The 23700-nt window shown below is 68.1% G+C and carries 25 protein-coding genes; 7 read left to right on the forward strand and 18 right to left on the reverse strand.

The genetic code is table 11. The features are described 5' to 3' along the window. The 8 genes from mraY to C6A82_RS16010 form a co-directional block, all read right to left on the reverse strand. Positions 1–1080, reverse strand: a complete 1080-nt coding sequence (mraY, locus tag C6A82_RS15975; RefSeq protein WP_105347285.1) for a phospho-N-acetylmuramoyl-pentapeptide-transferase — start codon at positions 1078–1080, stop codon at positions 1–3. Further along, on the reverse strand, positions 1077–2558 hold the full coding sequence (gene murF / locus C6A82_RS15980) for a UDP-N-acetylmuramoyl-tripeptide--D-alanyl-D-alanine ligase (protein ID WP_105347287.1): 1482 nt from the start codon (positions 2556–2558) through the stop codon (positions 1077–1079). The genes mraY and murF overlap by 4 nt, the downstream gene beginning before the upstream one ends. After that, on the reverse strand, positions 2555–4078 hold the full coding sequence (locus tag C6A82_RS15985; RefSeq protein WP_105347288.1) for a UDP-N-acetylmuramoyl-L-alanyl-D-glutamate--2,6-diaminopimelate ligase: 1524 nt from the start codon (positions 4076–4078) through the stop codon (positions 2555–2557). The genes murF and C6A82_RS15985 overlap by 4 nt, the downstream gene beginning before the upstream one ends. Before the next feature lie 42 nt (positions 4079–4120). Further along, entirely contained in the window at positions 4121–6034 is a 1914-nt protein-coding gene (locus C6A82_RS15990; RefSeq protein ID WP_105347290.1) for a penicillin-binding protein 2, read from the reverse strand. Further along, a complete protein-coding gene (locus C6A82_RS15995) occupies positions 6031–7164 on the reverse strand; it encodes a hypothetical protein (protein ID WP_105347292.1) in 1134 nt (377 codons plus the stop codon). The genes C6A82_RS15990 and C6A82_RS15995 overlap by 4 nt, the downstream gene beginning before the upstream one ends. Then, positions 7161–8327, reverse strand: a complete 1167-nt coding sequence (gene rsmH, locus C6A82_RS16000; protein ID WP_199193889.1) for a 16S rRNA (cytosine(1402)-N(4))-methyltransferase RsmH — start codon at positions 8325–8327, stop codon at positions 7161–7163. Before rsmH ends, C6A82_RS15995 begins: the two co-directional genes overlap by 4 nt. After that, complete coding sequence (mraZ, locus tag C6A82_RS16005; RefSeq protein WP_105347302.1) at positions 8302–8733, reverse strand: division/cell wall cluster transcriptional repressor MraZ; 432 nt, start codon at positions 8731–8733, stop codon at positions 8302–8304. Before mraZ ends, rsmH begins: the two co-directional genes overlap by 26 nt. Before the next feature lie 260 nt (positions 8734–8993). Continuing rightward, a complete protein-coding gene (locus tag C6A82_RS16010) occupies positions 8994–9398 on the reverse strand; it encodes a DUF3040 domain-containing protein (protein ID WP_105347303.1) in 405 nt (134 codons plus the stop codon). A gap of 225 nt (positions 9399–9623) precedes the next feature. On the opposite strand from C6A82_RS16010, the gene C6A82_RS16015 reads away from it, so the two are divergent. The 4 genes from C6A82_RS16015 to C6A82_RS16030 are packed head-to-tail and all read left to right on the forward strand — an operon-like array spanning position 9624 to position 13552. After that, positions 9624–10223, forward strand: a complete 600-nt coding sequence (locus C6A82_RS16015; RefSeq protein ID WP_199193890.1) for an N-acetyltransferase — start codon at positions 9624–9626, stop codon at positions 10221–10223. 26 nt (positions 10224–10249) lie between these two features. Continuing rightward, positions 10250–10939, forward strand: coding sequence for an LppM family (lipo)protein (locus tag C6A82_RS16020; RefSeq protein WP_199193891.1), 690 nt, complete (start codon positions 10250–10252; stop codon positions 10937–10939). A gap of 2 nt (positions 10940–10941) precedes the next feature. Continuing rightward, positions 10942–12030 carry a bifunctional (2E,6E)-farnesyl/geranyl diphosphate synthase gene (gene idsA2, locus C6A82_RS16025; protein WP_105347299.1) on the forward strand — a complete coding sequence of 363 codons (1089 nt, stop codon included), beginning with the start codon at positions 10942–10944 and terminating at the stop codon, positions 12028–12030. Positions 12031–12052: 22 nt separating this feature from the next. After that, positions 12053–13552 carry an alpha-(1->6)-mannopyranosyltransferase A gene (locus C6A82_RS16030; RefSeq protein ID WP_311101378.1) on the forward strand — a complete coding sequence of 500 codons (1500 nt, stop codon included), beginning with the start codon at positions 12053–12055 and terminating at the stop codon, positions 13550–13552. Here the strand turns inward: C6A82_RS16030 and C6A82_RS16035 are convergent. Further along, positions 13507–13911 (reverse strand): Rv2175c family DNA-binding protein, encoded by a 405-nt coding sequence (locus C6A82_RS16035; protein WP_311101379.1) that lies wholly within the window; start codon positions 13909–13911, stop codon positions 13507–13509. The genes C6A82_RS16030 and C6A82_RS16035 overlap by 46 nt on opposite strands. Positions 13912–13987: 76 nt before the next feature. Between C6A82_RS16035 and C6A82_RS16040 the strand changes: the two genes are divergently transcribed. After that, complete coding sequence (locus C6A82_RS16040; RefSeq protein ID WP_105342398.1) at positions 13988–15196, forward strand: protein kinase domain-containing protein; 1209 nt, start codon at positions 13988–13990, stop codon at positions 15194–15196. Here the strand turns inward: C6A82_RS16040 and C6A82_RS16045 are convergent. After that, positions 15193–16581, reverse strand: a complete 1389-nt coding sequence (locus tag C6A82_RS16045) for a class II 3-deoxy-7-phosphoheptulonate synthase (RefSeq protein ID WP_105342390.1) — start codon at positions 16579–16581, stop codon at positions 15193–15195. The genes C6A82_RS16040 and C6A82_RS16045 overlap by 4 nt on opposite strands. 162 nt (positions 16582–16743) lie before the next feature. Then, the gene (locus C6A82_RS16050) at positions 16744–16884 is read right to left on the reverse strand and encodes a hypothetical protein (RefSeq protein WP_158261592.1); all 141 of its coding nucleotides are present in this window, start codon (positions 16882–16884) and stop codon (positions 16744–16746) included. Positions 16885–16975: 91 nt separating this feature from the next. On the opposite strand from C6A82_RS16050, the gene C6A82_RS16055 reads away from it, so the two are divergent. Next, complete coding sequence (locus C6A82_RS16055) at positions 16976–17365, forward strand: hypothetical protein (protein WP_158261591.1); 390 nt, start codon at positions 16976–16978, stop codon at positions 17363–17365. Between the two features lie 163 nt (positions 17366–17528). Here C6A82_RS16055 and C6A82_RS16060 read toward each other — a convergent pair whose 3' ends face one another. Together C6A82_RS16060 and C6A82_RS16065 are read right to left on the reverse strand one after the other, a co-directional pair. Beyond that, on the reverse strand, positions 17529–18008 hold the full coding sequence (locus tag C6A82_RS16060) for a polyadenylate-specific 3'-exoribonuclease AS (RefSeq protein ID WP_105342386.1): 480 nt from the start codon (positions 18006–18008) through the stop codon (positions 17529–17531). 7 nt (positions 18009–18015) lie between these two features. Next, positions 18016–18855 (reverse strand): hypothetical protein, encoded by an 840-nt coding sequence (locus tag C6A82_RS16065; protein ID WP_105342396.1) that lies wholly within the window; start codon positions 18853–18855, stop codon positions 18016–18018. Between the two features lie 246 nt (positions 18856–19101). On the opposite strand from C6A82_RS16065, the gene C6A82_RS16070 reads away from it, so the two are divergent. Next, positions 19102–20370 carry a glycosyltransferase 87 family protein gene (locus C6A82_RS16070; RefSeq protein WP_105342394.1) on the forward strand — a complete coding sequence of 423 codons (1269 nt, stop codon included), beginning with the start codon at positions 19102–19104 and terminating at the stop codon, positions 20368–20370. 9 nt (positions 20371–20379) lie between these two features. On the opposite strand, the gene C6A82_RS16075 is transcribed toward C6A82_RS16070, so the two are convergent. The 5 genes from C6A82_RS16075 to C6A82_RS16095 form a co-directional block, all read right to left on the reverse strand. Further along, a complete protein-coding gene (locus tag C6A82_RS16075; RefSeq protein WP_105342384.1) occupies positions 20380–21081 on the reverse strand; it encodes a 1-acyl-sn-glycerol-3-phosphate acyltransferase in 702 nt (233 codons plus the stop codon). A gap of 54 nt (positions 21082–21135) precedes the next feature. Continuing rightward, positions 21136–21489 carry a hypothetical protein gene (locus tag C6A82_RS16080; protein WP_311101380.1) on the reverse strand — a complete coding sequence of 118 codons (354 nt, stop codon included), beginning with the start codon at positions 21487–21489 and terminating at the stop codon, positions 21136–21138. Then, the gene (locus C6A82_RS16085; RefSeq protein WP_105341373.1) at positions 21486–22757 is read right to left on the reverse strand and encodes an ArsA family ATPase; all 1272 of its coding nucleotides are present in this window, start codon (positions 22755–22757) and stop codon (positions 21486–21488) included. The genes C6A82_RS16080 and C6A82_RS16085 overlap by 4 nt, the downstream gene beginning before the upstream one ends. After that, on the reverse strand, positions 22750–23187 hold the full coding sequence (locus C6A82_RS16090; RefSeq protein ID WP_105341371.1) for an SRPBCC family protein: 438 nt from the start codon (positions 23185–23187) through the stop codon (positions 22750–22752). Before C6A82_RS16090 ends, C6A82_RS16085 begins: the two co-directional genes overlap by 8 nt. 82 nt (positions 23188–23269) lie before the next feature. Beyond that, entirely contained in the window at positions 23270–23659 is a 390-nt protein-coding gene (locus C6A82_RS16095) for a polyketide cyclase / dehydrase and lipid transport (RefSeq protein WP_105341374.1), read from the reverse strand. Positions 23660–23700: the final 41 nt, after the last annotated feature.

Raw genomic sequence — 23700 nt, forward strand, 5'->3', positions numbered from 1 at the left:
TCAGGCTCCGACTGTGGTGAGCCACTCGCTGTAGAAGAGCGCAACACCGAGGCCGCACGCGATCGCGGTCAACAACCAGAAGCGGATGATCACGGTGGTCTCGGCCCACCCGACGAGTTCGAAGTGGTGATGGAACGGCGCCATCCGGAACACCCGTCGACCCGTCGTGCGGAACGCCAGGATCTGCACCACCACCGATGTCACCTCCGCGACGAACAGCGCGCCGAGCACGACGGCGAGCATTTCGGTGCGGCTCAGCACCGACAGCGCGGCGATGACGCCGCCGAGCGCGAGCGAGCCGGTGTCGCCCATGAAGATCTTCGCGGGCGCGGCGTTCCACCACAAAAACCCGATGCAGGCCCCTGCCGTCGCCGCGGCAATCAGCGCGAGGTCAAGCGGGTCGCGCACGTTGTAACAGCCGACACCCGGCGCCGACGCGCAGGCATTGCGGAACTGCCAGAACGTAATGATCACGTAGGCCGCGCACACCATCGCCATCGCGCCCGCGGCCAACCCGTCGAGCCCGTCGGTGAAGTTCACCGCGTTCGACCAGGCGTAGACGATTAGCACGCAGAACAGCACGAAGATCGCGGGAGCCAATGTGACCGTTGCGATTTCGCGCACGTACGACAGTTCGGCGCTGCCCGGGGTGAGCCCGTCGGCGTTGCGGAACTGCAACGCAAGCACACCGAAGATGACCGCCGCCGCCAGCATGCCGATGGTCTTCGCGGTCTTGTTCAGGCCGAGGTTGCGCGACCGGCGGATCTTGATCAGGTCGTCGACGAAGCCGACGATGCCGAGTGCGGTCGCAAGCGCGAGAGCGAGCAGTCCCGACGCCGACGGTCCCTGCCCGTCGAGTGCCAGCCCCACGAGATGCGTGCCGAGGTAGCCCGCCCAGATGCCCGCCAGGATCGCGACGCCGCCCATCGACGGGGTGCCGCGCTTCTTGGCGTGGCTCGGCGGGCCGTCCTCGCGGATCTCGTGGCCGAAGCCCTGCCGGGTGAAGAGCCCGATCAGCACAGGTGTCAGCAGGATCGACACCGTCAGCGCGATACCGACGGCGATGAGGATCTGCCTCATGAGGCGACCAACGCCTCTGCGAGCTTCCCAAGGCCTGCGGCATTGGACGCCTTGACGAGCACCACGTCCCCCTGGCGCAGCTCGGCTCGAAGCAGCTCGAGCGCGGCGTCAGCGTCGGCGACCATGGTGGCCTCTCCTCCCCACGATCCCTCCATGACCGCCCCGTGGTGCATGGCGCTCATAGATCTCCCGGTTCCCACGACGATGAGTCGACTGACATCTAATCGCACCGCCAGTCGGCCGATGCGGTCGTGTTCGGTTATCGCGTCCTCGCCGAGCTCGGCCATCTCGCCGAGCACCGCCCAGCTGCGCCTGCCTTCTCCGCCCTGACGGGACATCCAGGCCAGCGACTTCAGCCCGGCCAGCATGGAGTCCGGGTTGGCGTTGTAGGCGTCGTCGATGACGGTGACGCCGTCGCCGCGGGTCGTCACATGCATGCGGTGCTGCGACACCGGACCCGCGCCGGAAAGGGCGGCCGCCACCTGGGCGCCGGTCGCACCGCATTCCAGTGCGACCGCCGCGGCGCACAGCGCGTTGGACACCTGGTGGTCGCCGTGCACGGCGAGCGTGATGTCGGTCTCGGTGTCGCCGGCGTGCATGGTGAAGCGCGGGCGTGCGACCTCGTCAAGGGTGACAGGGCCCGCCCACACGTCGGCGCCGGGCGTTCGGGATACCCGCACGACGCGAGCGGCCGTCTGCTCCGCCATGGCGGCGACGGCGTCGTCGTCGGCATTGAGGATGGCCACACCCGAGGCCGGAACAGCCTGGGGCAGTTCTGCCTTCGTGCGCGCGATCGCCTCCCTGGAGCCGAACTCACCCAGATGGGCGGTGCCGACATTGAGCACGACGGCGATGGACGGCGGCGCGATCGACGCCAGCGCCGCGATATTGCCGGGATGGCGTGCCGACATCTCAAGAACCAGGTAGTCGGTGTCCTCGCTTGCCCGCAGTACCGTCCAGGGCATGCCGAGCTCGTTGTTGAACGACCCCGGCGGCGCCACCACCTCGCCCAGCGGCGCGAGCACGGCGGCGACGAGGTCCTTGGTCGACGTCTTACCCGACGAGCCGGTGATGCCGATGATCGTCAGGCCGCGCGCCACGAGCTCCTGAGCCACCGCGGCCGCCAGCCGGGCCAGCGCGGCGAGTACAGCCGCACCAGAACCGTCGACGTCGTGCTCCAGGACGCCGGCCGCCGTGTCGGTTCCCGGCACGGTGCGCGGTTCGACGACGATCGCGGGCACTCCGACCGGCCGTGCGGCCAGCACCCCCGCCGCGCCTGCGGCAACCGCGCCCGCGGCGAAGTCGTGACCGTCCGACCGGGCGCCGGGCAGCGCGATGAAGAGACCACCGGAAGTCACTGCACGAGAGTCGAATTCGACCGAGCCCGTCAATCTTGTCGTCGCGGCGTCGGCGGCCGAGATGTCAGCCAGTTCGCCACCGACGATCTCGGCGATCTGGGCCAGCGTCAGATCGATCACGCGTGTGAGCCCAACGCCTCGATGGCTTCGGCAACCTCGTCGCGGTCGTCGAAGGGCCGGGTCTGCCCGTGGCTGGTCTGGCCGGCCTCATGGCCCTTGCCCGCAATCAACACGATGTCCCCTGCACGCGCCCATGCCACGGCGTGGTCGATGGCCTCGCGCCGGTCGCCGATCTCGACGACCTGCCCTGCGCCGCCCGCCGCGCCTGCGACGATCGCCGAGCGGATCGTGGCGGGATCCTCGTCGCGTGGGTTGTCGTCGGTGACGACGACGAGGTCGGCCAGTTCGGCGGCCACCCGACCCATGGGCTCACGTTTTCCCGGATCGCGGTTCCCGCCCGCGCCGAACACCACCGCCACGCGACCGGTCGCCTGCTCGCGCAACGTCTCGAGCACCGCGCGCAGCGCCCCCGGTTTGTGCGCGTAGTCCACCAGCGCCAAGAAGTCCTGGCCGCGCTCGACGGGTTCCAGCCGGCCGGGCACCCGCGCCTCGCGCAATCCCGGCGCGGCCTGCTCGGGTGACACTCCGACGGCGTCCAGCAGCGCCGCGGCGAGCAGCGCGTTGGCGACGTTGTAGCGACCGGGCAGCGCGATTCGCACGGTGTGGTGAACGCCTGCGGGATCGACGGCCAGGAACTCCTGAGCGCCTCGTTGGACGGTGTGGATGTCCTCGACCCGCCAGTCGGCGTCGACGCCGGTCGCGCTGACCGTAACCGGATTCGGCGCGAGCGCCGCCATCGCACGGCCCGCGTCATCGTCGACACACACTACGGAAAGGCTTGCGGCGGTCGATGATACGGGGTCGAACAGCCGGGCCTTGGTGTTGAAGTAGTCTTCCATCGTCGGGTGAAAATCGAGGTGGTCACGCGACAGGTTCGTGAAGCCGCCGACGGCGAACTCGACGCCGTCGACGCGTCCCAGGCTCAGTGCGTGGCTGGACACCTCCATCACGACGGTGTCGACGCCCTGCTCGAGCATCAGCGCCAGCAGCGCCTGCAGATCGGGCGCCTCGGGGGTAGTCAGCTTGCTCGGCAGGTCCGTACCCGCGATCCGGATGCCGACGGTTCCGACCAGCCCGGCGACGCGTCCGGCGGCCCGCAGCCCCGCCTCGACCAGATAGGTGGTGGTGGTCTTGCCCGACGTTCCCGTCACCCCGATCATCCGGAGGCGGCGCGACGGGTCGCCGTACACGGTCGCGGCAAGGCCTCCGAGCACCGCGCGGGGGTCGGGGCGGACCAGCACGGGCACCGTCGAGTCGGCGCCCATGTGGGCCAGGCCGTCGGAATCGGTGAGCACGGCCACCGCGCCGCGCGCGATGGCGTCAGCCGCGTGGCGCCCGCCGTGCGACGACGCGCCGGGTAGCGCCGCGAACAAGTCGCCCGGCTGCGCGTCCTGGCTGCGCAGAGTGACGCCGGTGACGACGGTTTCCAGCCCGTCGCCCGCAACCGAAATGACCGCGCCCACCGAGTCGGCCAGTGGCCCGAGCGCCTGACCGGCGGGATGGCTGGGACGCAGTTTCATGGCCCTGACACAGTACCGGCCTGCCCGCAGGCGAGCCCCGGGTCAGGTGGCCTGCAGAGTCAGTGGCGGGCCGGGGTCCGGCGACAGCGGGATGTTCTCGCGCTGCAGCAGCCAGCTGGCGATGTTGTGGAACAGCGGCGCCATCGTGGTTCCGGGCTGGCCGTCGGCGGTGCGGTGCGGGTTGTCGGCCATGATGCCGATCACGTAACGCGGGTCGTCGGTGGTGACCATGCCCGCGAAGGTGACCCAGTAGACGTCGCTGTAGTAGCAGCCGCAGGCCGGGTTGATCTTCTGCGCGGTGCCGGTCTTGCCGGACAGCTGGTAGCCCTCGACGGCTCCGGTCGATCCGGTGCCCTGCTGGGTGCCCATCGGGTCGCGCTGCAACGTGGCGCGCAGCATGTTGCGGACGGTGGCCGCGCTCTGCGGGGAAACCACCCGCACGCCGTCGGGGCGAGGCTCTTCGGTTCTGGTGCCGTCTGGCGCGATGGTGGCCTTGACCACCCGCGGCGGAATGCGCAGCCCATCGTTGGCGACCGCCTGGTACATGCCCGTCATCTGCAGCAGTGTCATCGAAAGACCCTGTCCGATGGGGAGGTTCGAGAAGGTGCTGCCCGACCACTGGTCGATCGGGGGAACCAGGCCCTCGCTCTCACCGGGCAGACCGACGTTGGCACGCTGACCAAGGCCGAACTTCTCCAGCATCTCGGCGTAGCGCTCCGGCCCGATCCGCTGCGCCAGCATCAGCGTGCCGACGTTGGAGGACTTGCCGAAGATTCCGGTGGTGGTGTACGGCATCACGCCGTGCTCCCATGCGTCGCCGACGGTGACGCCGCCCATGTCGATCGAGCCGGGCACCTGCAGCACCTCGTCGGGGTTGGACAGCCCGAACTCGATGACCGATGCCGCGGTGACGATCTTGTTCACCGACCCCGGCTCATACGGTGACGAGACGGCGGGGTTGCCCAGTTCGCGGTTCTCCTGGCGGCCGATGTCCTGGCTCGGGTCGAACGTGTTGTCGTTCGACATCGCGAGCACCTCACCGGTTTTCGCGTCGAGCACCACCGCCGACACGTTGCCCGCGCCGGATGCGTCCTTGGCCTGCTGAACCTGTTGCTGCACGTAGTACTGGATGTCGTCGTCGATCGTCAACTGAACGGTCGAGCCGTTGAGCGCGGTGTGCCGGTTGCGGTAGCTGCCGGGGATCACCACCCCGTCGGAGCCGCGGTCGTATGTGACCGACCCGTCGGTGCCCGCCAGGGTGGCGTCCATCGAGTCCTCGAGGCCGAGCAGGCCGTGGCCGTCCCAGTCGATGCCGCCGACTATGTTGGCGGCCAGCGAACCGCCAGGATACTGGCGAAGGTCCTGGCGCTCAGAACCGACCTCCGGGTACTTCTTTGAAATCGCCTCGGCGACAGCCGGATCGACGGCGCGAGCCAGGTAGACGAAGGTCTCTTTGCTCTTCAGCTTCTTCAACACCGTCTTGGCATCGGGCTTGTTGTTCAGCCGCGATGCGACCTCGGCGGCGATGGCACGTAGCCTCGCGTCGGGATCTGGCGCCTCGGTTGTCTTCTGCCTGGCGTCGGCGAGCTGCTTGCGGATCTTGACCGGTTGGAAGGTCAGCGCGCGCGCCTCGATCGTAAATGCCAGCTTGTCGTTGTTACGGTCGACGATGCTGCCGCGCACGGCCTTATCGACGTCGGTGACCTTGAGCTGACCCGCGGCCTCTGCGCGCAGCCCTGCGGCCTTCGGCACCTGGAGGTTGAACAACTGCGCTGCCGCGAGGGCGAGGACCACGAAGATGACGGCGTTGCCCGCACGGTGCCGGAACACGAAAGACGCACTGCGCAAACCGGTGTCGGTGACCGGCGCCCTCGTACGACGGGCGCGGGCTGAGCGGCCCTGCTCCGAACGCGGCTGCGGTGTCTTCCGGCCTCGCCGACCGGCGGGGCGGTTCACGTCGGAGAGCCGGGGACGATGACGGCGAGCGGGCCGAACTGCTCCGCGGGCGCGGCCGGGGCGGGTGCTGCAGGCTGCCCGGCGGCCAACGGGTCGGCCAGCGGCGCCTGGGGCGCTTCAGCGGGCGGCACGGCCGGGCCCGGCGGCTGGCCGCTGACGCCGTGCGGGCTGTCGGGCACCGGCGCCGCGAGCGGTATTCCTGCCGCATCCGGTGCGGGCGGGGGTGCCACGGGTGCCGTTGGTGCCACGGGTGCCGCGGGCACCGCTGGGGCGACGGGTGCCGCGGGTGCCGCCGGTGCCGCTGGCTGGCCCGCTTCGGGCATCCGGACGACCCTCTCGCGAGGCTCCACGACCGGCGGCGCGGGACGGCTCGCGGCGGCTTGGGCGGGCGGCGCCGGATTATCCTCTGGGAGCGGGGTGTTCAGCGGCGGCGGTGGAACTCCCTCGGCCGGTTTGGGAGTGCCGACGACGATCCAGTTGCCTGCCGGATCCTGCACGAGATGGGCGGTGTCGCGGGACGGGATCATGCCCAGTTCGCGCGCGGACTCAGCCAGCGCGGGCGCGGCCTGCGCCTCCAGCACGTCGCGCTCGAGAGCCTCTTTCTGCTGCAGCAGCGCCTGATTGGTCTCCCTGGCACTGCCGAGTTCATAGGACCGCTCGGCGGCGTCGGTCGACAGCCACAGCGTGACGCCGAGGCCGAGGCCGAGTGACCCGATGACCAGCACGACGAACGGCACCCGTGCGACGAGCGTGCGCGGGTTGAGGTCGATCTCCGAGATCCGGGCGAGCAGCCGCTCTCTCAGTGGCGGCCGGACAACCTTGGGCGCCTTGGCCTTCCGCGCCTTCGCGCGCGCCTTGGCCTGGCTGGCGTTTTTCGGTCGGACCGGTTTGATCTGGGGCCGCGTGATCGGCGCGGTGTCGGTCGCGCGCGGACGTCCCCGCCTCGGCGGCGCGTCCGGCGACCGGCGATTTCTTCGCTCCTCGCGTGGGCGGGAACTCTTTCGCTCCTCGCGTGCCCGGGAACTCTTCCGCTCCTCGCGTGCGCCGGTCTGCGCTCTGCGTGCGGGCTGGCGCGGCGTCCGCCTGCGCTCGTCGGTACCGCGCGCGGCGGCGGGTCGCTTGGCCTTCATGAGACCGTCCCTTCTGGCCGTTGTGCAACCTTTTCCAATGCCCGGAGCCGCACCGACGCGCTTCGCGGGTTGAGCTCGATCTCGGCGGAATCCGCGCGCTCGGCACCGCGGGTCAGGCTCACGAAATCCGGTTCGTGTCCCGGCAGTTCGACCGGCAGACCAGGCGGTGTGCGCGACGCCGTCGCCGCGGCGAAGGTGCTCTTGACGATGCGGTCCTCCAAGGACTGGTACGACATCACCGCGATACGTCCGCCGGGACGCAGGGCGGTCATCGCGGTGGGCAGGGCGCCGCGCAACGCGTCCAGCTCGCCGTTGACCGCGACCCGAAGGGCCTGGAAGGTGCGCTTGGCCGGATGCCCGCCGGTGCGGCGGGCGGGCGCGGGGATCGCCTGGTAGAGCAATTCGACGAGCTCGCCGGTGCGGGCGAACGGCCGACGGCTCCTGGTGCGGACGATCTGCTTGGCGATCCGGCCCGCGAACCGTTCCTCGCCGAACTCGCGCAGGATTCGAGCCAGCGACTTCTCGTCGTAGGTGTTGATGACGTCGGCCGCGGTCAGCTCGGCGTCTGAATCCATCCGCATGTCCAGCGGCGCGTCGACCGAGTAGGAGAACCCGCGCTCGGTGCGGTCCAGCTGCATCGACGACACCCCGAGGTCGAACAGCACTCCGTCGATCTCCGGCTGACCCGAACCACTTGTCCAGTAGCCGGATTCAGCGAGCGCAACGTTGATGCCGTCGAACCTGGTTCTCATCAGCTGGACGCGGTCGGCGAACGGGGCGAGCCGCTCCCGGGCGATCCACAATGCGTCCGGATCGCGATCCAGGCCGATCAGCCGCAGCCCCGGAAGTTCGGTGAGGAAGCGCTCGGCATGTCCGCCCGCCCCCAGCGTCGCATCCACCAGCACGGCGCCGGAGCCGTCGGGTTTGCGCCGGGTCAGTGCGGGCCGCAGCAGTTCGACGCAGCGCTCGAGCAGGACCGGGATGTGTCCGTGGTCGGGGCTCGTATCCATGGCCAGCCCTCCGAGGAAAGGGCCCGATGCACCGTGGTCTCTGTCCGAGCGCATGGACCTGGCGTCGGGGAAGTACGCCAGGGCCGGCTCGGACAGAGGCCGCGGTACACGGTCCTCAAAGCCCCAATCAGATGATGTCGCGCAGAGTTTCATCGCTCGCCGCGGAGAAGTTCTCTTCGTGGGTCTCTTGGTAGTCCCGCCACGCCTGGGCGTCCCAGATCTCCAGGTAGTCGACCGCGCCGATCACCACGCAGTCCTTGGACAGGTTGGCGTAACGACGATGGTCGACCGACAACGTGATGCGGCCTTGCGAATCGGGGTGTTGCTCGTCGGTGGCGGCGGCGAGGTTGCGCAGGAACGCGCGGGCTTCCGGGTTGCTCCGCGACGCGCCCGATGCTCGCCGTGCCAGTGCTTCGAACTCGGCGCGCGGGTAGACGGCGAGGCTGTGGTCCTGGCTTTTCGTCACCATCAACCCTCCTGCCAGCGCGTCGCGGAATTTGGCGGGCAGCGTCAGCCGCCCCTTGTCATCGAGCTTTGGCGTGTAGGTGCCGAGGAACATCTCGCCACCTCCCACCGTGAAGGAGCCCCGGTCGCTCCATCGGACGCCACTTTACCCCACAATCCCCCACATTGCGCCAAACACCAGCAAATGTCGCCCGTATTTCCCCACGACCAGGGCCACGCTGACTGTGAACCGCCCCCCGGCGCTCGGGTTGACGGCGCGAAAGCCCAGCTCAGCTGCGGGTGGGGCGAAGTGGGGAGAATTTCAGGCACAAAAAATGGGGTAGCCGTTTTGGCTACCCCACCGTGATTGGCGCGTTATTCGTCGAAGCGGCGACGGAACCGGTCTTCCATCCGGCTGGTGAACGACCCTCCGCCACCCTTGGATTTCTTCTGCCGCGGGCCGCCGGGCTCGGCGCCGGAGCCATCGCGGCGACCGGTCACCCGGGGCCCGGTGATCGCGTAAACGACGCCGCCGAACATCACCAGGAAGCCGAAAACAGAAAGGATCGGGAAGGTTCCGATCATGGTGGCCTTGAACGCCACGCCGCACACCAGCATCGCGAGCCCGATCACGAACAGTGCCGCACCCTGCAGCCTGCGCCGGGCCGAAGGTGCCCTCAGGCCCCCGCCGCGCACGCTCGACGCGAACTTGGGGTCCTCGGCATAGAGCGCGCTCTCGATCTGATCGAGCATGCGCTGCTCATGATCGGAGAGTGGCATGCGTCCCTCCTTGCCGCCCGTCACTTGGCCTTCAACGACATTCACGCCCGCGTTCGCGGACAACTAACAGTCATGATACGAGGTGAATCTGAGCCGTACCACCTAGTTCGCGCCCTGATTGTATGACGTGCACCGCCTTCGCCGGCCACCGGCTCGCCTGGCGATAATGGCACTGGCTCCCCGGGACAACCTCACCACGGCGCGCAGGAAAGGCGGAGAGAGAAGTTGGCGACATTTCTCATCGATCTGTCGCCCGTCGATATGGAGCGCAGGCTCTCGGATGCGCTCGGCGTCTACGTCGACGCCATGCGTTATCCGCGTGGAACCGAGGACCAGCGGGCGTCCATGTGGCTCGAGCACACCCGGCGCACCGGTTGGAAGGCCGTCGCCGCGGTGGAGGCGCCGGATCCGGCCGACACGGAGGCGGCCGGTCCCGAGCTCTCCGCCGCACCGATCGTCGGTGTCGCGTACGGCTACTGCGGGGCCCCCGACCAGTGGTGGCAACAGCAGGTGGTCGCCGGATTGCAGCGGATCGGGGCCGACCGGTCCCGAATCTCGGAGCTGATGACCAGCTACTTCGAGCTCACCGAGCTGCATATCGCGCCACACGCGCAGGGACGCGGCCTCGGTGAGGCGCTGGCCCGCAGGCTGCTCGCGGGCCGCCGCGAGGCTCACGTGCTGCTGTCCACCCCGGAGATCAACGGGGAGGGCAACCGGGCCTGGCGGCTCTACCGCAGGCTGGGCTTCACCGACGTCATCCGCGGCTATCACTTCGCGGGCGACCCACGTCCATTCGCGATTCTTGGGCGGTCACTACCGCTCTGACGGCCCGGATCTGGCACGATGACCTCGTGTCGAACCGCCGCAGAATTCGCCTGCTGGCGATCGTGGGTCTTTTGGTGATCCTGCCCTCGGCCGTCGGCTGCGTACGGGTCAGGGCCAACATCACCGTCTCTCCAGACGACCGGGTGTCAGGGCAGATCGTCGCCGCCGCGAAGCCCCGAGGTGCCGACGACAAGGGCCCGCAGTTGCTCAACAACCTGCCGTTCAGCAACAAGGTGGCCGTCTCGGACTACGACAGGGACGACTACGTCGGCTCGCAGGCGGTGTTCTCCGACCTGACATTCGCCGAGCTACCCCAGCTGGCCAACATGAACCAGGACGCCGCGGGCGTCGACCTGTCCCTGCGCCGGGCAGGCGATGTGGTGATCCTCGACGGGCGCGCCGACCTAACGTCGCTGACCGACCCGGAGGCAGATGTGTCGCTATCGGTGTCGTTCCCCGGTGAGGTGACGTCCACCAACGGCGATCAGGTGGCGGCGGAGGTCGTCGAATGGAAGCTCAAACCCGGCGTGGTGAGCACGATGTCGGCCCAGGCGCGCTACACCGATCCGAGCGCCCGGTCGTTCACCGGCGCCGCGATCTGGCTTGGCCTTGCGGCATTCCTGGTGGCGGGCATCCTCGCCGCGCTGGCGTGGGCGAACCGCGACCAGTCCCCCCGGTTCGCCGATCCTTCGACGACTGAAAGGGGCGGGCGCTGAGCGTGGAGACAGCCACACCGTCAGCCGTCGAGTTGGCAGGCGCGGTCACCGACCAGCTCCGGGAGTACCTGGCCGAGCGCCGAGCGGGCGCCGCTTACATCGGCACCGAGTACGCCGATTTGACCGCCGCGCTCGAGGAGTTCGTGCTGCGCGGCGGCAAGCGGATTCGGCCTGCGTTCGCCTACTGGGGCTGGCGCGCGGTGGCCGAACCGCCCAACGAGCGGGCCGACGCGTCGGTGTGGCGGCTGTTCTCCGCTTTGGAACTGCTGCAGGCGTGCGCCCTGGTGCACGACGACGTCATCGACGATTCGGCCACCCGTCGAGGTCTGCCGACGGTGCACCGGATCTTCGCGCAAAAGCATCACGAACGCGGCTGGACCGGCTCGCCGGAGCAGTTCGGGCTGTCGGCTGCGGTGCTGCTCGGCGACCTCGCGCTGGTGTGGGCCGACGACATCGTCACGACCGCCGACCTGTCGATCGACGCGCGGCGACGGGTGCAGCGGGTCTGGGCCGACATCCGCACCGAGGTGCTCGGCGGCCAGTACCTCGACATCGTCGCCGAATCGAGCGGAGCGACGACGGTCGCGTCGGCTATGAACGTGAACACCTACAAGACCGCCTCCTACACGGTCACCCGGCCGCTGCAGCTGGGAGTGGCCGCGGCCGCCGACCGGCCCGACGTGCAGGCGATCTTCTTCGAGGTGGGCAACGATCTCGGGGTGGCGTTCCAGCTCCGCGACGACGTGCTCGGCGTGTTCGGCGATCCCGCAGTGACCGGTAAACCGTCGGGCGATGACCTCCGGTCGGGCAAGCGCACGGTGCTGCTCGCCGAGGCGATCGAACTCGCCGACAAGTCGGATCCGGAAGCGGCCAAGCTGCTGCGTTCGTCGGTCGGCACCGAGCTCTCCGACGGCCGGGTGCGCGAGCTGTGCGGCGTCATCGACTCGGTCGGCGCGCTGGCCGCCGTCGAGCAGCACATCGACATGCTCACCAGCCGCTCGCTGGATGCCATCGGCGCCGCGCCGATCAACGAGCAGGCGAAGGCGGGACTGTCCACGTTCGCCAGGTTGGCCGCCAACCGGTCCGCCTGAGACCGCGGACGTGAGGAGCAATATGGCTTCGACGACCATGTCGCGGCTGCGCGCGTTCGCCAAGTCACCCGAGGCAAGGCCCGCGCTTTTGGGCTTCCTCGGCGCGGTGATGATCACCGCCGGTGGCGTCGGTGCGGGCAGCACCCGGCTGCACGATCCGCTGCTCGAGTCGATGCACCTGTCGTGGTTGCGGTTCGGGCACGGGCTCGTGCTGTCGTCGGTGCTGCTGTGGGGCGGCGTCGCGGTGATGCTGATCGCCTGGTTACGGTTGGGCCGCACCGTGATCGACGGTTCGGCGCGCGAGTACACGATGGTCGCGACCACCGGCTTCTGGTTGGCCCCGCTGCTGCTGTCCGTGCCGGTGTTCAGCCGCGACACCTACTCCTATCTGGCTCAGGGCGCGCTGCTACGCGACGGCTTCGACCCATATGCCGTGGGTCCGGTCGACAACCCGAACCCGTTGCTGGAGAACGTGAGCCCGATCTGGACGACGACGACGGCGCCGTACGGGCCTGCCTTCATCCTGGTCGCGAAATTCGTCACGATGCTGGTCGGCGACCACGTCATCGCGGGCACGATGGTGCTGCGGCTGTGCATGCTGCCGGGGCTCATCCTGCTGGTCTGGGCCGCGCCCCGACTGGCCCGCCACGTCGGGGGCAACGGCGCCACCGCGCTGTGGATCTGCGCGCTCAACCCATTGGTGATCATCCATCTGATGGGCGGCGTACACAACGAGATGCTGATGGTCGGCCTGATGGGCGCGGGCATCGCGCTGATATTCGGCAGGCACCCGATCGCGGGCAACGCTCTCATCGTCGTCGCTGTTGCCGTGAAAGCCACGGCGGGTCTTGCCCTTCCGTTCATGGTGTGGGTCTGGGCCCGGCAACTGCGGGACAGCCGCGACCTGTCGCCGCTGCGCGCGTTCACAGCCGCGACCGCAGGGTCGATCGCGATCTTCGTCGCCGTGTTCACCGTCCTCTCCGGTCTCGCCGGAGTGGGTCTCGGCTGGCTCACAGCACTGGCCGGCTCGGTGAAGATCATCAACTGGCTGACGGTGCCGACCGCCGTATCCAACCTCGTCAACGCCGTCGGCGGCCTCTTCTTCGGGGTGAACTTCTACGCCGTCCTCGAGGTCGCGCGGATCATCGGCATCGCGATCATCGCGATCTCACTTCCCTTGTTGTGGTGGCGGTTCCGGCACACCGATCGCCAGGTGCTCACCGGAATCGCGTTGGCGATGGTGATCGTGGTGCTGTTCGTTCCCGCTGCATTGCCGTGGTACTACACGTGGCCGCTGGCGATCATCGCCGCGCTGGCCCAGAGCAGACAGGCGATCGCGTTGATCGCCGGCTTCTCCACCTGGATCATGGTGATCTTCAAACCCGATGGCAGCCACGGCATGTACTCATGGATCCATGTGCTGCTGGCCACCTGCTGCGCCGTGGCGGCCTGGTACTCGCTGTACCGGGATCCTGATCAGCACGCCATCGCCTGGGCGCGGCGCACCACCTCGCGAGCCTGATGGGAGTGCAACGCGTCGACCGGACGCGCGTTGTTCTGCCCCGAGGGCGATCCGTCACGCCTGATCGTCAGTGACGGATCGGGCGTGAACAACCAGCGCACGATCTCGGTGTCCTGGTATCCGCCGTCGTGCAGGACGACGAGCAACCCCTGCAGGCTCTTGACGACCTGACCGGTGTCGTCGAAGAAGACCTTCGGCACCACCACTGACCCTTCTCGGCGCACCCCGACGAGATGGCCGTCTCGCAGGTGCTGCTGGACTTTTGTCACCGGAATGCCGAGCAATTGCGCGACATGAGGCAAATCGAGAACGTCCTCGCCTGGGTCGAGCACATCCTCAGCGGCTGGAATCCTGCTCACCGGCCCGAGTCTAGGACGCACGACGCGTCGGTGTACGCGCTCTGCCACCACAGTCACGGGCAAAATGCTCCGTACCATGTTTCCGGTGGAGACGTACCAGCAGTCCGACCCGCTCGTCGGGATCGTGCTGGACGGGCGCTACCGCGTCGACACCTTGATCGCCACCGGCGGCATGTCCGGCGTCTACCGGGGGCTCGACCTCCGGCTGGATCGGCCGGTGGCACTGAAGATCATGGATTCCCGCTATGCCGGTGACACCCAGTTCCTGACGCGGTTCCAGCGCGAGGCCCGCGCCGTCGCAAAGCTGAAGGACCCCGGCCTGGTGGCGGTCTACGACAAGGGCATCGACGGACAGCACCCGTTCCTGGTGATGGAATTGGTTGACGGCGGCACGCTGCGTGAACTGCTTGTCGAGCGCGGCCCGATGCCGCCGCACGCGGTCGCCGCGGTGCTCGGCCCTTTGCTCGGCGGCCTCGCGGTGGCACACCACCAGGGGCTGGTGCACCGCGACGTGAAGCCGGAGAACGTTCTGATCTCCGACAGCGGCGAGGTCAAGATCGCCGACTTCGGCCTCGTCCGCGCGCTCGCGGAGGCCAAGATCACCTCCACCAGTGTCATATTGGGCACGGCGGCCTACCTCTCGCCCGAACAGGTCAGCACCGGCGACGCCGGCCCGCCCAGCGACGTGTACGCCGTCGGCATCCTCACCTACGAGTTGCTCACCGGCTCGACACCGTTCAACGGTGACACCGCGCTCGCCGTGGCCTATCAGCGAATGGACCATGACGTTCCAGCCCCGAGCACGGTGATCGGGGGTATACCAACGCAATTCGACGAGCTGGTGCGCCGCGCGACCGCACGGGATCCGGCCGGACGGTACGTCGACGCCGAGGACATGGCAACCGAACTGGAGGCGATCGTCGACGAGTTGGGGCTACCCGACTTCCGGGTGCCCGCGCCTCGCAACTCGGCGCAACACCTTTCTGCACAGGTACACCGCGGCAGCGTCGGAGAGGATGCCGTCACCGAAAGCGTCAGGCCCGCACCCCGTCAGCACACCCGCCAGCTCACGCGCGGCCCGCAGGACTGGCAGGACGACGAGGCGTCAGACGAGATATACGGCGTTGCAGGGCAATTCGCGGGCATCGACATGGACGAGTTCCACTGGGCCCGGCAACGCGCCAAGCGGGTGCTGTTCTTCTGGGTTGTCGCGGTGCTCGTTCTCACCGGCGCGCTGACCGCCGCCGCATGGACACTCGGCAGCAATCTGTCGGGACTGCTCTAGTCGCGCAGCATCTCGGCGACCAGGAACGCCAACTCCAGCGACTGCTGGGTGTTCATCCGCGGGTCGCAGGCGGTCTCGTAGCGGCCCGCCAGGTCGGAGTCGGAGATGTCCTGCGCGCCGCCGAGACATTCGGTGACGTTCTCACCGGTGATCTCGACGTGTATGCCGCCGGGATGAGTGCCCAGCGCGCGGTGCACCTCGAAGAAGCCCTGCACCTCGTCGACGATGCGGTCGAAGTGGCGGGTCTTGTATCCGGTGGACGACTCGTGGGTGTTGCCGTGCATCGGGTCGCACTGCCAGATCACCTGGTGACCGGTCGCCTGCACCTTCTCGATGATCGGTGGCAACAGGTCGCGAACCTTGTTGTTGCCGAGCCTGCTGACCAGCGTCAGGCGGCCAGGCTCGTTGTTGGGGTCCAGCCGCTCCACGTACTCGACAGCCACCTCTGGCGTCATGGACGGACCGATTTTCACGCCGATCGGGTTGGCGATCACCTCGGCGAACGCGATGTGGGCGCCGTCGAGCTGACGGGTGCGCTCACCGACCCAGACGTAGTGCGCCGAAAGGTCGTAGAGCTTGGCGTCGCCCTCGTCGTCGGTCGACAGCCGCAGCATGGCCCGCTCGTAGTCGAGCACCAAAGCCTCGTGGCTGGCGTAGATCTCGGCAGTCTGCAGGTTGCGGTCGTCGACACCGCAGGCGCTCATGAATGTCAGCCCGCGATCGATCTCACCGGCCAGCGCCTCGTAGCGGGCGCCCGCGGGCGACGTGCGGACGAACTCCCGGTTCCAGTCGTGCACCTTCTGCAGCGATGCCAATCCCGACGACGTCAGGGCACGCACCAGGTTCATCGCGGCGCTCGCGTTGGCGTAGGCGCGGACCAGACGGGACGGATCGTGCTCGCGAACCCCCGCATCGGCCGCGAAACCGTTGATCATGTCTCCGCGGTAGGACTTCAGCCCGAGCGCATCGATGTCGGCCGAGCGCGGCTTGGCATACTGCCCCGCGATGCGGGCGACCTTGACCACCGGCATGCTGGCGCCGTAGGTGAGCACCACCGCCATCTGCAGCAGGGTGCGGATGTTGGCCCGGATGTGGGGTTCCGTGTTGTCGACGAATGTCTCGGCGCAGTCCCCGCCCTGCAGCAGGAAGGCCTTGCCGAGCGCGACGTCGGCCAGCAGGCCCTTGAGCTTCTCGATCTCGGAGGGCACCGTCACGGGCGGCACGCTCTCCAGCACGGTCCTCATCGCCGCTGCCTGGCCCGCGTCCCAGCTGGGTTGCTGCGCGGCCGGCTTGGCCAGCGCGGCGTCCAGACGCTGCCGCAGGTGATCCGGCAGCGGAGGCAGCGACGGTAGCTGCTCGATGGGTACGTCGACGGTCCAGTTCACCTGTACATGGTAACCAGCGCAAACCCGGGAATCGAAACCGCGGCCCGGACGGCAATCGTAGGGAAACACCCCATTTTTTCCCACGCGTCACACAGCTAACGTCCACCCTGACCGCACCGAGGACCCCAGGGAAACGGGAAGCCACCTGATGCCGAACACGAATCATTGCACGAAGTCGACCTTCGCCGCGATCGCAATGGCGGCCGCAGGGTCCTTCGCCGCCGCGGCAGCGCCCGCCGCGGCGGCCCCCGGCGACTGTTCGCAGTGGGCTTTCACCGGTCCGACCAATGTCGCCCTCAGCACGGGGCCGACCGTAACCTTCGACGCTGTTGGACGCAGTTTCAGTGGTGTGCGCGCCACCGACAATCGAGCCGATCAAGGGAATATGGAAGGCGTGGTCACGCCCATCGGCACGGTGACACTGCTCTACCACAGCGAGACGTTCCCCAATGACCCTGTCGTGCACTTCATGGGTTCCGTCGACGATGCCGGCAGGGCACGGGGGCAGTTCGACGCCAAGCTCAAAGGGGACTGGGAGATCACGACTCCCCTGAGATGCGAGACGCCCGCGGCGGGCCAGGCGGGCAACTCGCGCGAAGTCACCGGCGATGTCGACGTCTACGACGCCCCGGGCGGGACGGGCAACGTGATCGGCATGCTGCAGGGTGGCGGGGGGCAACGGGTCGACCTCGGCGCCGGCTGCCGTGACGACAACTGGTGCAACGTCGCTTTCGCGGCGGGCCCCGGCGGCACGGCGTGGGTGTGGGGCGACTTCCTCAAGTGAGCCGCGGGTCAGCCGGCCAAACATAGGGAAACATCCTATTTCTCCCCAAGGCCGGCGGGGGTGTCGCTGCGGTAGTGACGTTCACCGACGACGACGTGGACGATCCCGGCTCGGCTGCGTTTCTCGGCACCGTGGGCCCCGACGGGAAGCTGACCAGCAGCATTCAGGGCGCGGTCATCAGCTGATACCGCAGCAGGTTGTGCTTCGCGTCCACCAACGCATCGTGTGCGTCGCGCGGCCGCGGCGGCATCCTCGGAGAGCCTCGCTCCTCCCAGAACTGTCGCAGTTCCCTGGTGAAGCGAGGAATCGCGGGCGGCAGCGCGGTCATCGGACCCCAGAGTTGGCACAGCACCACGTGGTCGTAGGCGCCGACCCAGGCCCAGAGCTCGATCGGCTCGTCGCCGTCGATGCCGAAGAAGTCCTCGAGGTCCGACCGGATCTGCTTACGCGACCGGTAGAGCTGCGACGACGGTGACGGCAGCTTGGGCAGGACGTGAGTGCGCACCCACCGCCCGGCCCGCTCGGGGTTGAACTCGCTCGATATGCCGTAGTACTCGCGGCCGTCCTCGGCGGCAACGCCTATCGAGATGAGCTCGATGGTGTACCCGTCGTCGATGAACTCGGTGTCGTAGAAGTACTTCACGCCGGGCCTACGCGCTGGCGTTCTCTGCGACGGCGCTGGAATCCGTCGGCGGTGCGGGAGCGGCGTGAATCTCCAGGTCGAGCTGCTGATCGACCTCGGCGTCGTCGGGGAACCGCGGTTCGCCCGCGACGATGTGCTGCAGCCAGAGCTTGGCCTGCACCACCGGCCTGCGCAGCACGCGTTCCCGCACCAGCGCCCGGTGCATCTTGCGTGGCTTGTGGGTGTAGCGCCACCGCGCCCACGGCGCGTGCGGGCGGGACAACCGCAACGCCCCGACGAACAGCAGCGGCGTGATGAACATCCCGATGAGACCCGTCCAGACTTTGCCTTTGAGCAGCACGATCACCGCGAGCGCCAGGGTGACGACCGCCAGTGCGACGACGGCGGCCCGCGCCGCGAAGCTGTGGTCTTCCCGCCATATCCCGATGTCGAAGAACGACAGCGGGTTGAAGCCGAGGATCAACAGCCCGGCCACGGCGATCGCTGTGAACACCGCGTCGACCGACGTGCGCCCATCCTCGGCCCAGTACACGTCCTGCAAATGCAGGATCAATGCGAACTCGTCAAGTACCAGCGCGGCACCGATCCCGAAAATGGTTGCCGCCACCGTGAATTCGGGTACTCCCCCGTTGACGGCCAAAGTCACCATCGCGATTCCGGAAACCATGACCAGGATCACACCGATCACCACGTGATGGATGTGGAGGCCGTCCCCTGCCGAGATATTGCGCGGCTGCCACCACTTGCGCGGTTTGTCGCTGTCGGCGTGGCTGCGGATGTACCGCACGATGGTGCGGGTGACGAAGAAGGTGCCGATGAACGCGATGAGGCAGAACACCAGCGGCATCCGGCCATCCGGTATGTCGAGGCCCCAGTTCAACGTCAGGTGCACGCAGAAAACTTACGCTGCCCGGGCGGCGACGTGCCGGGGATATGGTTCGGCGCGCCGCGCTCGGCCGATAGTCTGGCGTGCGACATGAGTAGGTTGGCGCCGCGCACGCGAGGAGCGCAAACGGCACCGCGCACGCGAGGAGCGCAAACGGCACCGCGCACGCGAGGAGCGCAAACGGAACCACGCACGCGAGGAGCGCAAATAGCACCGCCCGGCGGGACTGGTTGGTGGCCAACCGTCGCGTGGCGGATTTTCCAGTTGCTCACGCTGGCGGCGCTGGTCTGGGCCGGCTGGCGGCTGCTCGGCCACGTCACCTACCGCATCGACATCGACGTCTACCGGATGGGCGGGCGGGCCTGGCTGGACGGAAAATCGCTGTATGCCGACGGTGCGATGTTCGAAACGCGCGCAGGCCTTGAGCTGCCGTTCACGTATCCGCCACTCGCGGCGATCGTCTTCTCCCCGTTCGCCATGCTGCCGCTGTCGGTGGCCAGTGCCGCCATCACCGTCATCACGTTCGTGCTGTTGATCGTGTCCACGGTCATCGTGCTGACCCGCCTGGACGTCTGGCCGGTGTCGTCGATCACCTCGGAGCCGGCATGGCTGCGTCGGGGCTGGGTCGCGGCCGCTCTCGTCACCCCTGCGGTGATCTATTTCGAGCCGATCCGCGCGAACTTCGATTTCGGTCAGATCAACGTGGTGCTGATGACGCTGGTCATCGCCGACTGCGTGCCGCGCAGGACGCCGTGGCCGCGTGGCATCCTCCTCGGCGTCGCGATAGCCCTGAAGCTCACGCCTGCGGTGTTCCTGCTGTACTTCCTGCTGCGGCGGGACACCCGCACGCTGATCGTGACCGCGGTCTCGGGCGTGGTGGCCACGCTGGTCGGCTTCGTCTTCGCCTGGCGCGACTCCTGGGAGTACTGGACCGAGACCGTGCGCAACACCGACCGGATCGGCACCGCGACGCTGAACACCAACCAGAACATCGCCGGGACGCTGGCCCGGCTCGGGCTCAGCGAAGGCGAGAGGTTCATTCTGTGGACGGCGGCCTGCTTCGCCGTGCTCGGATTGACCATCTGGGCGGCGCGTCGCGCGCTGCGGGCGGGGGAACCCGTGCTGGCGCTGATCTGCGTGGCGATGTTCGGCCTCGTGGTGTCACCGGTCTCGTGGTCGCATCACTGGGTGTGGGCGTTGCCCACGGTGATCGCGTGCAGCGTCCTCGCCTGGCGGCATCGGAACGGCTGGCTCGCCGCCGTCACCGCGGCAGGCGTCGCCCTCATGGTGTGGACGCCGATCACGCTGATGCCCGAACACCACGAGACGACGGCGCCGTTGTGGCGTCAGCTGGTGGGTGGTTCGTACCTGTGGTGGGCGCTGGCCGTCATCGTCGTGGCTGGCACGGTGTCGGCGCGCACGACCGATTCGGACCCGGCAGAGGTGAGCGCCGCGCGGGTGCCCGCGACGAACTAACCCGACGAATCAACCGGCTAGGAGCTCGGCAGCCGGTTGTTTTCCCTCCTTGATGTCGGCCGCGTACAGGTCCACGTACTCCTGACCCGACAGGCGCATCAGCTCGTACATGATCTCGTCGACGACCGCGCGCTCGATGAACCGGTTGCCCTCGAGACCCTCGAACCGGCTGAAGTCCATCGGCTTGCCGAACCGGACCGTCACCCGGCCGAACCGCCACATCTTGCTGCCGGGGGGGTTGACCCCGTCAGTGCCGATCATCGCCACCGGGATGACCTTCACGCCGGTGTTCAGCGCGACCCGGGAGAGCCCTGTCTTGCCCTTGTACAGCCGCCCGTCGGGTGACCGGGTGCCCTCCGGATACATGCCGAGCAGCTTGCCCCCGTTCAGGACCCGCGCCGCGGTTACCAGGGCGGCCTGTGCAGCGTCGGCGTCGGCGCGGTCGATGGGCACCTGCCCGGCCGCGGTGAAGAACCAGCGCTTGAACCAGCCCTTGATGCCGGTGCCCGTGAAGTACTCGGATTTGGCCAGATACGTGATCCGGCGCCGAACCACCAGGCACAGGTAGAAGCTGTCCGCGACGGCCAGGTGGTTGCTGGCAAGAATAACCGGGCCCGAGTCCGGAACATATTCCAGCCCTTCGACTTTGGGCCGTCCCAGCAAAGTCAGCAACGGGCCCATGAAGATGTACTTGAACAGCCAATACCACATGGACCCTCCCGGATTGTGCGCACCGGACAGCAGTGCTTGGGGTTTACTCTACCGTCACTCTTCGACGGTCACCGCGATGTGCTGATACCGGCTCGGACCCGACGGCGGTGGTTCGTCGGGCGGCGGCCGATCGGGGGTCGGCGTCGACTCGACGTCGGCGACCATGGCGCGGACGACGCTCAGCAGCGCCACGCTGTGCTCGGCTATGACGGTCAGCAAAGGGTGCTGCTCGCCGCTCACCAGCGCAGCCAGCGCGCACACCGGGCACCACACCTGCTGGCACTTGCCGGGACCGTCCGCGCCCGCGGCCGCAGCGGCCGCCGCCCGCACCGCCGGGTCGATGCGGTCGAGGATGGCTTGCGCCAACGCCTTCAGCTCCGGGCCAAGGTCGGGGTGAGTGTCGCTCACTGCGGCCACACCTCCGGGTCGGGTCGAAATCGCACGGTCAGCTCACTGCCCTTGAGCTGGGCGTCAGTCACTGTGCATCGCCTCAGGACGGACGCCAGCCGGACCCGGCGCCGCAGTCCACCGGCGCCGATGATCAGGTCGTCCTCGACCCGCCCCAGGGTGAGTGCGGTCGAGTCGATTTGTGGCAACTCTAACCGCAACCGATAGACCGAACCCAATCCAGAGCCGGACTCGCGGTCGACGATCGGTCGCAGCGGGCCCGGCGGCGGTGAGCCGTCGCGTCTGCGCGCGCACTCGAGCAGTTCGCCGAGCGCCTTCGCGCCGATGGGTTCCCCAGCGAGGTGCGGCACCAGCACCAGTTGCACATCGCCGATGGTGGCGTCGAGTTCATCCAGCACCGTCTGCTGTTCGGAGATGCGTTCGGAGTACCAGTCGAACGCGGGGTGCTCGGGCAGGTTGCGGTACTCGTACGAATCATCCTGCACCAAGATCTGATTCACGATCAGCTCGTCGACGCGCACGCCCATCAGCGCCAGTGAGCCAAGGGTGCGGGCGGCCTCGGCGGCCACCACCCGCTCCGCGGTGAGCACGAGGTGCGCGCTCAGGCGGTCGCCGTCGGTGAGCAGGCCGGTCAGTGCGCCGTTGCCCGCGTCGATGCGCTCCATCAACTCGACGATCGCCGCCGTGTGCGCATCGTCTGACGCCGTGAGCCTGCGGTGTCGCGGCCAGGCCCGCTCCAGATACAGCCCGAAGGCCGACGGCAGGGTCAGCATCCGCATGGCATCGGCCGTCGACGCGCAGTCGACGACGACGTGATCCCACTCCCCCGACTTCGCCAACTCGCCGACCTCGTGCAGGCCGAGCACCTCCTGGATACCGGGTAGGGCCGAGAGTTCCTCCGGCGCAATGTGTCCCAATTCTGATTCGTCGAACCGCGCGGTCAGCACGCCTGCGACGTCGCACCAGCGTGCCTCGAGGAGGGCCAGCGTGTCGAGCGCAAGGGCATCGAGGAATCCGCCGGTGCCGGCATCCCGCCTGGAATCGAGGTCGGCCAGCACGCGGGTGGGCGCACGCAGCCCGGTGGGTGCGACGGAGGTACCGAGCACATCCCCGATCGAGTGCGCCTGGTCGGTGGAGACCACGAGGACCCGCAGACCGCTTTGCGCATCGCGCACCGCTGTCGCGGTCGCGAGCGTTGACTTACCTACACCGCCCTTGCCAACGAAGAGACTGATCCGGGCGTGCGTAGGCGCAGGGGTGTCACTCAGCCTCGACTCGTTTCTTGAGATCCTTCAAAGCGGTGTCGGTCAGCCGTCGCTCGGCCTTGCGCTTGAGCAGCCCGATCATCGGGATGATCAGGTCGACCGACAATTCGTAGGTGACGTCGGTGCCGGAACCCTTGGGCGACAACCGGTATGCGCCCGCCAAGGACCGCAGCAACGAACTGGAGACCAGCGACCAGGTGACCGATCCGCGATCGGGAGGCCAATCGTATTCCAGGACCATCGTGTCCTTGAGCACCGCGGCGTCGAGCACCAGCCGGGCCCTCTTCGGGTAGCCCTCGTCGTCGGCCTCGAGAACCTCGGTCTCTTTGTACTCGGCGACCCAATCCGGATAGGAGCCGATGTCGGCGATGACATCCATCACCGTCGATGGATCCGCGTCGATGTAGATGGTCTGTGCCGTCTTGTCCGCCACTAGGCCGCTTTCTGTCGTTCGTGTGCCCGCATGCGCCCGATGGAAAAGAAATCTACCCGCCGCCGCCGGCTCTAACCGTGTATCAGGCGGGCGGGGGCATTCCGACCGGACGCGATGCCTCGAGCGTCTGCTTCAGCTCGAACGACATCCTCTTGCCCGCCACCCGGCGCTGATGATTGAGCTTGGCGAGGTTCATATTGGCCAGCTGCCAGGCGGCCGCGGCCGCGGGCTCGGCGTGCAGGAAGTAGTTGAGGATCACGCCGTCGAGCGACGGCTCGAGCCAGACCTCCATGGTGCCGGTCAGCGCGCCGTTGACGGTCCAGCGGTGGCCGAGCCGCCCGCGGTCCTCGATCACCGTCAGGTGCAGATCCGGCCACCAGCGCCGCCAGCTCGCCGGGTCGGCGACGGCCCTGCCGACCTCGACCGGATCAGCCGCCACGAACGTCTGATCGGCGATCTGAATGCTGTTCATCGACATTAGCTTCACATACGGCCCCGCCGGGGCAGGGCCGT

It is taken from the genome of Mycobacterium sp. ITM-2016-00318, assembly GCF_002968285.2.
Classification (GTDB): domain Bacteria; phylum Actinomycetota; class Actinomycetes; order Mycobacteriales; family Mycobacteriaceae; genus Mycobacterium.

What these genes read in the sequence shown, in the direction of transcription:
- mraY (WP_105347285.1), bottom strand. Translation starts at nt 1,080, where the DNA reads ATGAGGCAGATCCTCATCGCCGTCGGTATCGCGCTGACGGTGTCGATC.
- C6A82_RS15985 (WP_105347288.1), bottom strand. Translation starts at nt 4,078, where the DNA reads ATGAAACTGCGTCCCAGCCATCCCGCCGGTCAGGCGCTCGGGCCACTG.
- C6A82_RS15995 (WP_105347292.1), bottom strand. Translation starts at nt 7,164, where the DNA reads ATGAAGGCCAAGCGACCCGCCGCCGCGCGCGGTACCGACGAGCGCAGG.
- rsmH (WP_199193889.1), bottom strand. Translation starts at nt 8,327, where the DNA reads ATGAAACTCTGCGCGACATCATCTGATTGGGGCTTTGAGGACCGTGTA.
- mraZ (WP_105347302.1), bottom strand. Translation starts at nt 8,733, where the DNA reads ATGTTCCTCGGCACCTACACGCCAAAGCTCGATGACAAGGGGCGGCTG.
- C6A82_RS16010 (WP_105347303.1), bottom strand. Translation starts at nt 9,398, where the DNA reads ATGCCACTCTCCGATCATGAGCAGCGCATGCTCGATCAGATCGAGAGC.
- C6A82_RS16030 (WP_311101378.1), top strand. Translation starts at nt 12,053, where the DNA reads ATGGCTTCGACGACCATGTCGCGGCTGCGCGCGTTCGCCAAGTCACCC.
- C6A82_RS16040 (WP_105342398.1), top strand. Translation starts at nt 13,988, where the DNA reads ATGTTTCCGGTGGAGACGTACCAGCAGTCCGACCCGCTCGTCGGGATC.
- C6A82_RS16065 (WP_105342396.1), bottom strand. Translation starts at nt 18,855, where the DNA reads ATGCCGCTGGTGTTCTGCCTCATCGCGTTCATCGGCACCTTCTTCGTC.
- C6A82_RS16075 (WP_105342384.1), bottom strand. Translation starts at nt 21,081, where the DNA reads ATGTGGTATTGGCTGTTCAAGTACATCTTCATGGGCCCGTTGCTGACT.
- C6A82_RS16095 (WP_105341374.1), bottom strand. Translation starts at nt 23,659, where the DNA reads ATGAACAGCATTCAGATCGCCGATCAGACGTTCGTGGCGGCTGATCCG.